Raw genomic sequence first — 12,223 nt, forward strand, 5'->3', positions numbered from 1 at the left:
AAAATTCCAAGGTTTATCTAGAGATTGTGAAACAGCTCAGGGACATGATTCATTCGGATAATCTTAAACCTGGAGATAAAATTCCATCGGAACGGGAACTAACAGAGCGCCTTAGTGTAGGGCGCTCTTCCGTTAGAGAGGCTCTGCGTTCTTTAGAGCTTTTAGGGTTAATTGAGACTAGGCGAGGGGAAGGCACTTTTCTTAGAGATTTCAAGGGCCATCACCTCGTTGAATTACTCAGTACATTTATTTTGCAGGATGAGCAGGCCAAAAAAGATGTCCATGAAACAAAATATTTAATTGAATTAGATTGTTTACGCCTGATTGTTCAAAGAAATAATGAAGAAAAGTTGAATAATTTATATAACTGGCTGAAAAAAAGCGATTTTAGCGATGATGATTTCTTTTTACACATTGTCACATTAGCTGAAAACAGGTTAATATTAAGAATCTGGTTAATTTTAAAGGAATATGACATTGCATTACATAAGCAGAAAAAGCAAATGCCAAGAGAGAATTATTTTACCTTGCTCGAAGCGTTAATTAACAAAGATCATACTGCAATTATTTCTGCTTTTAACATACTAAGAAAATTGTCGAGCCGATGACGACGTAATCCTACAGATTTTTAATTTTTACTCTCTTATAATGTAATGACAAGCCGTATATTCTTTTGGGTGGTCTGGCCACTTTCCGGGTAACGATACTGTTTGTTAATAATAATGTAATGTTGATATTTCCTTAAACATTAGTGAATCAACAAGGGAGGTAACACCTTGCTTAAAGAGTTTTTTACAAAACCAAAGAAAAAGAAGTATGCGACAATTCCAACAGAACCTGCAAAAAGTGATGTTCCAGAAGGAATCATGATCAAATGTCCAAAATGCAAAAAGAATATGTATACAAAAGAACTTGTGAAAAATTTGAAGGTTTGTCTGCATTGCAGCTATCATTTTCCGTTGAATTCAAGGGAGAGACTAGAAAGCTTTGTCGATGAAGGTAGTTTTGAAGAGATCAATCAAAATATGGTTTCTACTAATCCATTACAGTTTCCTGATTATCTTGAAAAGCTTGAAGCGGACCGAGCAAAAACAGGCATAAATGAAGCGGTTGTAACAGGAATGGCTAAAATAAATAATTTTTCTGCGGTCGTTGCCGTTATGGACTCTACCTTTAGAATGGGTAGTATGGGTTCCGTTGTCGGTGAAAAAATAGCCAGAGCGATTGAAAAAGCGGACGAACTGTCTGTCCCATTTATTATTTTTACGGCATCTGGCGGAGCAAGAATGCAAGAGGGTGCACTAAGCTTAATGCAAATGGCGAAAACAAGTGTTGCTTTAAAACGTTTTAGTGATAATGGCGGGCTGATTATTTCAATTATGACCCATCCTACGACCGGTGGAGTTTCTGCGAGCTTTGCCTCACTTGGTGATTATAATTTAGCTGAACCGGGTGCATTAATCGGTTTTGCAGGCAGAAGAATCATTGAGCAAACCATTCGCGAGGAACTACCAGAGGATTTCCAAACTGCTGAATTTCTATTAAAGTATGGGCAACTTGATGCTGTTTTTTCTAGATTAGATTTAAAGGAAAAGGTTGCTACTATACTTTCTATTCATCAACCGGGAGGTGAGCTCGAATGGCTGGAGAATTAGAATTTGAGCGCCCGATAATCGAGCTTAGACAAAAGATACTCGATTTGAAGGAGTTCACTAAAACCGCTGATGTTGATTTATCAACGGAAATTTTCAATCTTGAAATGAGACTGGAAAAGCTTGAAAAAGAGATATATGAAAATATGAAGCCTTGGGACCGAGTACAGCTTGCTCGCCACCAAAATCGGCCAACAACACTTGACTACATTTCACTTTTATTTACCGATTTTATTGAATGTCACGGTGATAGAACGTTCCGTGATGATGAAGCGATCGTTGGTGGAATTGCGAAGTTTAATGGTCTCCCGCTAACTGTCATTGGCCATCAGCGCGGAAAAGATACGAAAGAAAACATTCGACGTAATTTTGGTATGCCTCATCCGGAAGGGTACAGAAAGGCTTTAAGGCTAATGAAACAAGCTGAGAAGTTTCGTCGTCCGATTGTTTGTTTTATTGATACGAAAGGAGCTTATCCTGGTAAGGCGGCGGAAGAACGCGGTCAAAGCGAAGCGATTGCTCGTAATTTGTTTGAAATGGCCAGCCTAAAGGTTCCTGTGATTTGTATTGTTATTGGTGAAGGTGGAAGCGGTGGTGCGCTTGCTTTAGGAGTTGGTAATCGTATTTATATGCTTGAAAACTCCACTTACTCAGTCATTTCTCCTGAGGGTGCAGCTTCCATTTTGTGGAGGGATGCCGCCCTTGCGAAACAAGCTGCTGAGACAATGAGAATTACTGCACCAGATTTGAAGGAATTGGGCGTAATTGATGAAATAATTCCTGAGGTCAAAGGTGGAGCTCATAAAGATGTTGAAGCTCAGGCAGAAGAAATTAATAAAATGTTATTGAAATCGTTAAAAGAATTACTAGCGCTTTCTGAAAAAGAACTTGTTGACGACCGATATGAAAAATTTAAAGCAATCGGTGAGTATTCTTTTTCATCCGAATATAGTGTTGTGAAATAGTAAAAATATAAACCTGTGACAGCCATTTCCAGTCACAGGTTTTTCATTTTTATGGTAATAATTTGTGAAAAAAGGGAGGGAAACCCTAAAAATATACCGAATAAAGCGGTTGCATTTTACGAATAATTCCGTATATGAAAAAATAGGCAGGATTCAGTTGTTATACCTCTTTCTTCATGATATTTTAGAAATATTCCATAAGATATTGTTCATAATAAGAAAGTCAACAGGTTTAGTGATTAGAAATTTTTTACATATTTTTTACCTATAATAATATGAGGTGATGTCATCGTGAAAAGAATTGGTGTATTAACTAGCGGTGGAGATGCTCCAGGAATGAATGCTGCCGTCCGTGCTGTGGTTCGTAAGGCTATTTACCACAACTTAGAGGTTTATGGTGTTTATGGAGGTTATGCAGGCTTAATTACCGGAAATATTAAAAAACTTGAATTAGGCTCCGTAGGTGATATTATCCATCGTGGTGGAACAATGTTATATTCTGCTCGTTGTGAAGAATTTAAAACAAAAGAAGGCCAACAAAAAGGGATTGAGCAATTAAAAGCCCATGGTATTGATGGACTGGTTGTTATTGGCGGTGATGGTTCTTATCGGGGAGCAAAAGCGTTAACTGAGCAAGGATATCCTTGTGTTGGCGTTCCAGGTACAATCGATAATGATATTCCGGGAACTGAACTGACAATTGGTTTTGATACAGCTTTAAATACTGTTATTGACGCAATCGATAAAATCCGTGATACAGCGACTAGCCATGAAAGAACATTTGTAATTGAGGTTATGGGTCGTGACGCGGGTGATATTGCTCTTTGGTCCGGGTTAGCAGGTGGAGCAGAGACAATCTTAATTCCTGAAGAAAACTACGATATGCAAGAAATCTTAAATCGTTTGAAAAAGGGTTCTGAGCGCGGTAAGAAGCATAGTATTATCGTTATTGCAGAAGGTGTCACTAGTGGTGTTGAATTTGGCAAGGAATTAAAGGCGGCAACAAATGCGGATGTTCGGGTTTCTGTATTGGGACATATTCAGCGTGGTGGAACACCAACAGCAGCCGATCGAGTGTTAGCTAGCCGACTAGGCGCACATGCGGTAGAGTTATTAATCAATAATAAGGGTGGCCGAGCGGTTGGAATTGAGCGCAATCGTTTAGTTGATTACGATATCATTGAAGCATTAGCACAAAAACACGTGGTTGATTTTGATTTATTAAAATTATCAAAAGAGCTATCAATATAAGTACTATTTATCCGGCAGGAGGATTATGAAATGCGTAAAACTAAAATTGTTTGTACGATTGGTCCAGCAAGTGAAAGTGTAGAAAAGCTAACCCAATTAATTGAGGCTGGCATGAACGTGGCCCGTTTGAATTTTTCTCACGGTGATCATGATGAGCATGGGCAAAGAATTAAAAATATTCGTGAAGCTGCAAAAAACACTGGTAAAAATGTTGCGATACTATTAGATACGAAAGGTCCAGAAATTCGTACTAATAATATGGAAAACGGGGCCATTGACCTTGTGGTTGGTCAGGAAGTAAGAATCTCAATGACTGAAGTATTGGGAACGGTTGAAAAGTTCTCGATTACTTATCCAGGCTTAATTGATGATGTTCATCCTGGTTCAATCATTTTATTAGATGATGGTTTGATTGGTCTTGAAGTAACTAAGGTAGAAAAAGAAACCGGTGAAATTGTAACTAAAGTACTGAATGGCGGAACGTTAAAAAATAAAAAAGGCGTAAATGTCCCAGGTGTTCGAGTGAACTTACCAGGAATCACTGAGAAGGATGCACAAGATATTTTGTTTGGTATCGGGCAAAAAGTTGATTTTATTGCAGCGTCTTTTGTAAGAAGAGCGTCAGATGTATTAGAAATTCGTCAGTTACTAGAGGATAATCAAGCCACTCAAATCCAAATTATCCCGAAAATCGAGAATCAAGAGGGTGTGGACCATATCGATGAAATCTTAATGGTTTCAGATGGATTAATGGTTGCACGTGGTGATTTAGGGGTTGAAATACCGGCTGAAGAGGTGCCGTTAGTTCAAAAACAATTAATTAAAAAGTGTAATGCTCAAGGAAAGCCTGTTATCACAGCTACCCAAATGCTTGATTCGATGCAAAGAAATCCACGCCCAACACGTGCAGAAGCAAGTGATGTTGCGAATGCAATTTTTGATGGTACCGATGCAATTATGTTATCAGGAGAAACTGCAGCAGGAATGTACCCTGTGGAAGCAGTCCAAACGATGCACAATATCGCATCTAGAGCAGAAATGGCGTTAGACCATAAGGAGATTTTATCTAATCGCAGTAAAAATACAGAACACAATCTTACCGATGCAATTGGTCAGTCAGTGGCACATACAGCATTGAATTTAGATGTAAATGCGATTATTACTCCAACTGAAAGCGGCCATACAGCGCGAATGATTTCAAAGTATCGTCCGAAAGCACCAATCGTCGCAGTTACGTATGATGATTATGTTTGCAATCGTTTAGCGCTCGTTTGGGGAGTTTATCCTCAAAAAAGTCAAAAAGCTACAACAACAGACGAAATGCTTGATTTTGCCGTTGAAGAAAGTGTTAACAGCTCAATCGTTAAGCATGGTGACCTTGTTGTCATTACAGCTGGAGTGCCAGTAGGTGAAACAGGAACGACTAATTTAATGAAGATCCATATTGTTGGTGATGTTCTGGCTAAGGCTCAAGGAATTGGGCGTAAATCGGCGTATGGAAAAGTTGTTATCGCTCAAAATGCTAGTGAAGCACTAAGTAAGGTTAAAGAAGGCTCCATCTTAGTTACGATTGGATCTGACCGGGATATGGTTCCTGCGATTGAAAAATGCAGTGCGTTAATCACCGAAGAGGGTGGTTTGACAAGCCATGGCGCAGTTGTAGGGTTAAACTTAGGTATTCCTGTTATCATTGGTGTTGAGAATGCAACAAAATTATTAACAGATGGTCAAGAGATTACAGTTGATGCCGCAAGAGGCGTCATTTACAACGGCCATGCCAGCGTACTATAAATAAGGATGAAAAGGATGGGAATTCCCATCCTTTTTTGGAACAAATCGGGGAGAGCAGGTGATGGAATGCGTTATTTAATTTTATTGTTAATTATTATTCCTGCCGGAGAAATTGGTTTGCTTATGTTATCAGGTCAAATTTTAGGTCTCATTCCTACTATTTCATTGATTATTCTAACGGGGATTATTGGGGCATATTTAGCAAAGCAACAAGGTTTAGAAACGATTAGAAGGGCCCAGGAACAATTAAATTATGGAAGTATGCCTCAAGATGCATTATTAGATGGTATTTGTATCCTCGTGGGCGGCACACTGTTGTTAACCCCTGGATTTATTACCGATAGCCTAGGTTTTTTACTTTTAGTTCCCCCTACGAGAATTTTTTTCAAAAAGCTGTTAACGAGCCTTTTTAATAAATGGCTTAACAAAGGGAGAATCACGATAATAAGATGAAAAAGGGCTGACGCAATGTCAGCCCTATGATCTACTATTTAATCCCCTTTTATAAACAACCAAACATCTTTGAATACATTTGCTCGATGTAAAGTATTGATGATGACTAAAACAACAGGCCCTGCAATTAAGCCAAGAAAGCCAATTAACTTAAACCCGACAAATAAGGCAATTAATGTTGCCAGAGGGTCAAGGCCGATGTTGGAGGATAAAACTTTTGGCTCCATTACTTGGCGCTGAACCAAAACAACAATATAAAGAACGGCTAAACCGATCGCAAGACCTGTTTCACCCGTAATGACTTCGTAAATGATCCAGGGAACAAAAATGGCGCCTGTTCCTAAATAGGGAATGATATCAACAATCCCAGCAATTAATGCAATGGTTATCGCATAATCAACGCGTAAAATTAATAGACCGATTAAAATAATGATGGTTGTTATCGAGATGAGTGTTGCCTGAGCTTTTAAAAAACCAAATAAAGCTTTTTTCAAATCAACAAACACTGTTTTCCCACTTGTTCTTGCCCGATTAGGAAGGAAGCGTCCAGCCATATTCGAAAACTTGTACCAGTCCTTACTGATAAAAAAGGTGGCCAAGAGGGAAAAAATCAGAACTGTTGCTGCATTTGGAAACCATGATAAAACGTTTGGAATATTACCGAAAAAGTTTTGAATAAAGTTTCCAACCGTTGAGCCAAACCTTTTTCCAACGTTTTCAATATTTGTCATAATCGTTTCTTGCTGACCTGCATCGAGGTTTTGAAATAAATTGGTTAATTGATGATAAAACGGAAGAATTTGTCCCGCAAACATCTTTTCTATGTAAGAAATAATCGTATCTAAATGATTTGGTACAACCGCGGCGAGATAATTTGCACCGGCTACAATTTCGGCAATGAGCAGCGTGATTAACCCGGCAAAAACCGCAAAAATAATAATTAACGAAATTAACACCGCAAGAGCCCGCGGCATGCGCCCTTTCTTTTCTAAGAAATTTACGGTTGGATTCATCATAAAAGCGATGATTATTCCTATTAAAAAGGGATAGGTGACTTTTGATAAGTAATAAAAACTGATGACCGAAAAAATAACAATTCCGATTACAAAAAGGAACCTAAGGAACCGGAACAGATTTGTTTTATTCAATGAAGTACCTCCTTTAACTGCTGTTAGCAGTAGTTTAACATTTAATAGCAGAAATAGCATTTATTATTGGCAATCCTTGTATATAATTCAACAATCTTGACTATTTTGGCAATCGTTTAGCAAAGGATTGGATCTTGAATGAAATTCGAACCATTTTTATTTTTAATAATATTATTAGCAATCGCATTTATTGCTAAAAATCAATCGATGATTATAGCCGTAATTTTCTTGTTACTGTTGAAAGCAATTGGTCTGGATGCAAAAATTTTTTCTTATCTTCAAACGAAAGGGATAAACTGGGGTGTAACGGTTATTACGATTGCGGTATTGGCTCCAATTGCTTCAGGTGATATAGGATTTAGGGATTTATCCGGAGCATTTAAATCTCCTGCTGCCTGGGTGGCGTTAATTTCCGGTATGGCGGTTGCACTTTTGGCCAAGGGAGGCGTTACATTATTGGCGGAAGATCCCCATATTACTACAGCCCTCGTATTGGGTACTATTCTATCGGTCTCGCTGTTTAACGGAGTGGCGGTTGGGCCATTAATTGGGGCTGGAATTGCTTATATGGCAATGAAAATACTTCAAATGTTCATCTCAAATTAATATATTTTTTTACAAATTAAGCTGTTTTCGTTCACAAAAGTCTGATAATTGTTTATAATAGGATTTGTAAGTTCTACCATTACAAAAAAACATTATAACCATTCTTATAATGAATTTGTAAAAAATGAAAACCTTTTCACTTTTCAACTTTTTGCAAATTCGGTATACTTCACATGAAAACTTCTAATGTTTTAATCCCTCGTACAGTGTGTTGATGGGGGCTCTTTTTTCATTGTAGTCTATCAAAGTTGTTATCTATTGTGTACACGCTCTGAGCAAGCGCTCAATCAAAGCTTTTATTTGGTCTGTGGCTTGGCTGTTTTCAGCTAACTTTAATAAGAGTAGACTTTTCTACTCCTATATAGACAGAGGGGTATCTTTCTGACTTGCTTCGAAATGACTGATTTTTCAGTATATTTAGGCAAAATGTAAACAGACAAAGGGTAATGGGGAAATTTTATCTAGAAAAGGAGAGATTTTTATGACAGTTACACGTGGTCTTGAAGGGGTAGTAGCAACGACTTCATCTATCAGCTCTATTATTGATGATACCCTAACTTATGTTGGGTATAATATTGATGATTTAGCAGAGAATGCTAGCTTCGAAGAAGTTATCTACCTTTTGTGGCATCGCAGACTTCCTAATTCACAGGAATTAGCGGAGTTAAAAACTCAAATTGCTGAAAATGCAGAATTACCACAAGAAATATTAGATCATTTTAAAATGTATCCTATTAATCAAGTACATCCAATGGCTGCTCTACGTTCAGCTGTTTCGCTTTTAGGTCTTTATGATGAGGAAGCAGATTCAATGGACGAGGATGCAAACTACCGTAAAGCCATTCGCTTACAAGCTAAATTACCAACAATTGTTACTGCATTTTCAAGAGTTAGAAAAGGTTTAGAGCCAGTAGCACCTCGTAAAGATTTCAGCATTGCTGAAAACTTCCTTTACATGTTATCTGGAAAAGAACCAGAAGATATTGCAGTAGAAGCTTTTAATAAGGCTCTTGTTCTACATGCTGATCACGAGTTAAACGCGTCTACATTTACTGCTCGTGTTTGTGTGGCAACCTTATCTGATGTATATTCCGGAATTACAGCTGCTATTGGCGCGTTAAAAGGTCCGTTACACGGCGGTGCAAACGAAGCAGTAATGAAAATGCTTTCTGAAATTGGTACACCAGATAATGTTGAACCATATATCCGTGGTAAACTAGCTAATAAAGAAAAAATCATGGGCTTTGGACACCGTGTATATCGTTTCGGCGATCCACGTGCTAAGCACTTAAAATTAATGTCTGAAAAATTAACTCAATTAACAGGCGAACCACAATGGTATGTGATGTCTACACAAATTGAAGCAATCGTAACTGGTGAGAAGAAACTTCCGCCAAACGTTGATTTCTATTCAGCATCTGTGTACCATAGCCTAGGTATCGATCATGACCTATTTACACCAATCTTTGCTGTAAGCCGTGTATCAGGTTGGTTAGCTCATATTCTAGAGCAGTACGAAAACAATCGTTTAATTCGTCCACGTGCGGATTATACAGGTCCATCCATGCAGAAATACGTTCCAGTGGAACAAAGATAAAAAAGAAATGCATTGGATTTTACATTTTAAACAAAAACTGATGTAATATATAGGGGACAGTTTTTGTTATTTTTTGAATAAGTGCAACGACTATCAGTCCGGTTTTATTTAGCTTGCTAATATAGAACCGGACTGTGTCAGGCATTCATGTCTGCACAGTTTCATGAATTTGGAGGGAGAAAGAAATGCAAGGAGAAAAAATCACAGTAAAAGACGGAGTATTAAATGTACCAAATAATCCAATCGTTCCTTTTATTGAAGGCGATGGGACAGGTCCGGATATTTGGAGAGCTGCTTCACGCGTATTAGATGCTGCTGTTGAAAAAGCTTACAAAGGTGAGCGCAAGATCGTTTGGAAAGAAGTTTTAGCAGGCGAAAAAGCTTTCAATCAAACAGGCGAATGGCTTCCACAAGAGACTCTTGATTTAATTAGCGAATACTTAATCGCGATCAAAGGACCTCTTACAACTCCAGTTGGTGGCGGTATTCGTTCCTTAAACGTTGCATTAAGACAAGAATTAGACTTGTTTGTATGTTTACGTCCAGTACGTTGGTTTGAAGGTGTACCTTCACCGGTAAAACGTCCACAAGACACTGATATGGTAATCTTCCGTGAAAACACAGAAGATATCTATTCAGGTATTGAGTATCAAAAAGGAAGCGATGAAGTTAAGAAATTGATTAACTTCTTACAAAACGAAATGGGAGTTTCAAAAATCAGATTCCCAGAAACATCTGGTATCGGTATTAAACCAGTTTCTGAAGAAGGTACTAAGCGCTTAGTTCGTGCCGCAATTAACTATGCGATTAAAGAAGGTCGCAAATCAGTAACGATTGTACATAAAGGAAATATCATGAAGTTTACTGAAGGTGCTTTCAAGAACTGGGGTTATGAACTAGCTGAACAAGAATTCGGCGATAAAGTATTTACGTGGGCACAATACGACAGATTAGTTGAAGAACAAGGTGCAGATGCTGCGAATAAAGCGCAAGCAGAAGCAGAAGCAGCAGGAAAAATCATCGTTAAAGATGCAATTGCTGATATCTTCTTACAACAAATCTTAACTCGTCCTCGTGAGTTTGATGTAGTAGCAACTATGAACTTAAACGGTGACTTCATCTCTGATGCTCTTGCAGCACAAGTTGGCGGAATCGGAATTGCTCCTGGAGCGAACATCAACTATGAGACAGGACATGCAATTTTCGAAGCAACTCATGGTACTGCACCTAAATATGCAAACCTAGATAAAGTTAATCCATCATCTGAAATTCTTTCAGGCGTTCTTATGTTAGAACACTTAGGCTGGACTGAAGCAGCTAATATGATTGTTAAATCAATTGAAAAGTCAATTGCTTCTAAAGTTGTAACATATGACTTTGCTCGCCTAATGGATGGAGCTACTGAAGTGAAGTGCTCTGAGTTCGGTGATGAATTAATTAAGAATATGGAATAATTTTGTTACTCTTAAGCTGAGGCGCTTGCGGATCCATTAAGTATGGATCAAGTGGCGCCTCTGCTTTTCTTAATATAAGGGGTAGCGCCTTTTGGGGTGTGGATTTTTCAGGGAATTTTGAGTTAATAGCATTTAGGGGGGAACTAAAATGGCAATCAATCGTAAAAAAGTATCTGTAATCGGTGGAGGCTTCACGGGAGCAACTACTGCGTTCCTGCTAGCTCAAAAAGAATTAGCAGATGTAGTATTAGTTGATATTCCACAATTGGAAAATCCAACTAAAGGGAAAGCGCTAGATATGTTAGAAGCAAGCCCGGTTCAAGGCTTTGACGCTAAAATCATTGGTACTTCTAATTATGAAGATACTGCTGATTCTGATATCGTCGTTGTTACTGCTGGTATCGCTCGTAAACCAGGTATGAGCCGTGACGATTTAGTTCAAACAAACCAAAAAATCATGAAGAGCGTTGCGAAAGAAATTGCAAAATACTCTCCTAACGCATTTATTGTTGTGTTAACGAACCCAGTTGATGCAATGACTTATACTATTTTCAAAGAGTCTGGATTCCCTAAAAACCGCGTAATCGGCCAATCAGGAGTTCTTGATACTGCTCGGTTCCGCACATTCGTCGCCCATGAACTTAACTTATCCGTTAAAGATATCACTGGTTTCGTTTTAGGCGGTCACGGTGACGATATGGTACCACTTATCCGCTACTCTTTTGCTGGCGGCATTCCATTAACAACTTTAATTTCACAAGATCGTCTTGAGCAAATTGTTGAGCGCACACGTAAAGGTGGCGGCGAAATCGTTAACCTTCTTGGAAATGGAAGTGCTTACTACGCCCCAGCTGCGTCTCTTGTAGAAATGTGTGAAGCCATTCTTAAAAATCAAAGACGTGTACTTCCTTCAATAGCATACCTTGAAGGTGAATACGGCTATGAAGGCATCTATCTTGGAGTTCCGACAATCCTAGGTGGAAACGGAATTGAAAAAGTGATCGAGCTTGACTTAACTGCTGATGAAAAAGCTGCATTAGATCGTTCTGCAGAGGCAGTACGCAATGTAATGAGCGCATTAATATAATGATATAAAAAAAGATTCGTAGGGAAACCTTCGAATCTTTTTTTATAATCCGAAATCGGTCGATCTTTTTGATCAGAAATTAACATTCCTCTTTTGTAATAGTGAGTATTGTTAAAATTTTGTAAAATTCCTTGATATTCTTGGCGGAAGTGATGAAATTCTAATAAGATAGAAGGTAGAGGACAAAATAAGAAGAACTTTGTTGAAAAATGGGGAATA

Annotated in this window: 11 protein-coding genes; 10 read left to right on the plus strand and 1 reads right to left on the minus strand. The window is 38.3% G+C overall.

The window, feature by feature from the left end:
• Nucleotides 1-44 precede the first annotated feature (44 nt).
• The 6 genes from ACI48O_RS07785 (at nt 45) to ACI48O_RS07810 (ending at nt 6,112) form a co-directional block, all read left to right on the plus strand.
• The gene (locus ACI48O_RS07785; protein ID WP_435561336.1) at nt 45-608 is read left to right on the plus strand and encodes a FadR/GntR family transcriptional regulator; all 564 of its coding nucleotides are present in this window, start codon (nt 45-47) and stop codon (nt 606-608) included.
• A gap of 168 nt (nt 609-776) precedes the next feature.
• Entirely contained in the window at nt 777-1,655 is an 879-nt protein-coding gene (accD, locus tag ACI48O_RS07790) for an acetyl-CoA carboxylase, carboxyltransferase subunit beta (RefSeq protein ID WP_435561164.1), read from the plus strand.
• Nucleotides 1,640-2,617, plus strand: coding sequence for an acetyl-CoA carboxylase carboxyl transferase subunit alpha (accA, locus tag ACI48O_RS07795; RefSeq protein WP_435561165.1), 978 nt, complete (start codon nt 1,640-1,642; stop codon nt 2,615-2,617). Before accD ends, accA begins: the two co-directional genes overlap by 16 nt.
• A 291-nt stretch (nt 2,618-2,908) precedes the next feature.
• Nucleotides 2,909-3,868, plus strand: coding sequence for a 6-phosphofructokinase (pfkA, locus tag ACI48O_RS07800; protein ID WP_435561166.1), 960 nt, complete (start codon nt 2,909-2,911; stop codon nt 3,866-3,868).
• A gap of 30 nt (nt 3,869-3,898) precedes the next feature.
• Complete coding sequence (gene pyk / locus ACI48O_RS07805; protein ID WP_435561167.1) at nt 3,899-5,659, plus strand: pyruvate kinase; 1,761 nt, start codon at nt 3,899-3,901, stop codon at nt 5,657-5,659.
• A 66-nt stretch (nt 5,660-5,725) separates the two neighbouring features.
• Entirely contained in the window at nt 5,726-6,112 is a 387-nt protein-coding gene (locus tag ACI48O_RS07810) for an FxsA family protein (RefSeq protein WP_435561337.1), read from the plus strand.
• 38 nt (nt 6,113-6,150) lie between these two features.
• Here the strand turns inward: ACI48O_RS07810 and ytvI are convergent, their stop codons facing one another.
• On the minus strand, nt 6,151-7,260 hold the full coding sequence (gene ytvI / locus ACI48O_RS07815) for a sporulation integral membrane protein YtvI (protein WP_435561168.1): 1,110 nt from the start codon (nt 7,258-7,260) through the stop codon (nt 6,151-6,153).
• Nucleotides 7,261-7,398: 138 nt separating this feature from the next.
• Between ytvI and ACI48O_RS07820 the strand changes: the two genes are divergently transcribed.
• The 4 genes from ACI48O_RS07820 (at nt 7,399) to mdh (ending at nt 12,004) form a co-directional block, all read left to right on the plus strand.
• Nucleotides 7,399-7,866, plus strand: a complete 468-nt coding sequence (locus tag ACI48O_RS07820) for a DUF441 domain-containing protein (protein ID WP_435561169.1) — start codon at nt 7,399-7,401, stop codon at nt 7,864-7,866.
• 481 nt (nt 7,867-8,347) lie between these two features.
• Nucleotides 8,348-9,463: a citrate synthase gene (gene citZ / locus ACI48O_RS07825; protein WP_435561170.1), complete on the plus strand. Its 1,116-nt coding sequence runs from the start codon at nt 8,348-8,350 to the stop codon at nt 9,461-9,463.
• Between the two features lie 185 nt (nt 9,464-9,648).
• On the plus strand, nt 9,649-10,917 hold the full coding sequence (icd, locus tag ACI48O_RS07830) for an NADP-dependent isocitrate dehydrogenase (RefSeq protein ID WP_435561171.1): 1,269 nt from the start codon (nt 9,649-9,651) through the stop codon (nt 10,915-10,917).
• A 148-nt stretch (nt 10,918-11,065) separates the two neighbouring features.
• Complete coding sequence (gene mdh / locus ACI48O_RS07835) at nt 11,066-12,004, plus strand: malate dehydrogenase (protein ID WP_435561172.1); 939 nt, start codon at nt 11,066-11,068, stop codon at nt 12,002-12,004.
• Nucleotides 12,005-12,223 lie beyond the last annotated feature (219 nt).

The sequence above is a fragment of the Neobacillus terrisolis genome (assembly GCF_051233475.1).
Lineage (GTDB): Bacteria > Bacillota > Bacilli > Bacillales > Cytobacillaceae > Bacillus_BU.

Bases quoted from the DNA above. Each gene is read 5' to 3' on its own strand.
- icd (WP_435561171.1), top strand. From the start codon at position 9,649: ATGCAAGGAGAAAAAATCACAGTAAAAGACGGAGTATTAAATGTACCA.
- citZ (WP_435561170.1), top strand. From the start codon at position 8,348: ATGACAGTTACACGTGGTCTTGAAGGGGTAGTAGCAACGACTTCATCT.
- ACI48O_RS07785 (WP_435561336.1), top strand. From the start codon at position 45: ATGATTCATTCGGATAATCTTAAACCTGGAGATAAAATTCCATCGGAA.
- mdh (WP_435561172.1), top strand. From the start codon at position 11,066: ATGGCAATCAATCGTAAAAAAGTATCTGTAATCGGTGGAGGCTTCACG.
- ACI48O_RS07820 (WP_435561169.1), top strand. From the start codon at position 7,399: ATGAAATTCGAACCATTTTTATTTTTAATAATATTATTAGCAATCGCA.
- pyk (WP_435561167.1), top strand. From the start codon at position 3,899: ATGCGTAAAACTAAAATTGTTTGTACGATTGGTCCAGCAAGTGAAAGT.
- accA (WP_435561165.1), top strand. From the start codon at position 1,640: ATGGCTGGAGAATTAGAATTTGAGCGCCCGATAATCGAGCTTAGACAA.
- ACI48O_RS07810 (WP_435561337.1), top strand. From the start codon at position 5,726: ATGCGTTATTTAATTTTATTGTTAATTATTATTCCTGCCGGAGAAATT.